1 pseudogene is annotated in these 296 nt (G+C 72.3%); it reads left to right on the forward strand.

The features are described from left to right. Positions 1-54: 54 nt before the first annotated feature. Positions 55-296 (forward strand): annotated as a pseudogene (locus GYB81_RS22940) (aminotransferase class I/II-fold pyridoxal phosphate-dependent enzyme); the annotation flags it as partial.

A 296-nucleotide genomic window follows, 5' to 3' on the forward strand; every position in this document is an offset into this window, starting at 1 on the left:
CATCCAGACGGGCGCCGGTGGGGTTCTGCAGGCAGGGGGTAAGCACCACCACGCGAGCGCCGCGCCGCAATCGCCGTGGTGGCGCGCCGACGCGGCCTGTGGATCGTCGAGGATGACGTCTACGGCGTGCTCGGCAGCGCCGCCCCGCTGGCGGTGCAGGTGCCCGAACGCTGTCTGCTGATCAGCAGCCTGTCCAAGAGCGTGGCCCCGGGCTTGCGCCTGGGCTTTATCGCCGGCCCACCCGAGCTGCTCGAGCGTATCGACCCCGAAGCCCAGGCCACCCGCTGGGCGGTGAC

It is taken from the genome of Pseudomonas yangonensis (assembly GCF_009932725.1).
GTDB classification, from domain to species: Bacteria; Pseudomonadota; Gammaproteobacteria; order Pseudomonadales; family Pseudomonadaceae; genus Aquipseudomonas; species Aquipseudomonas yangonensis.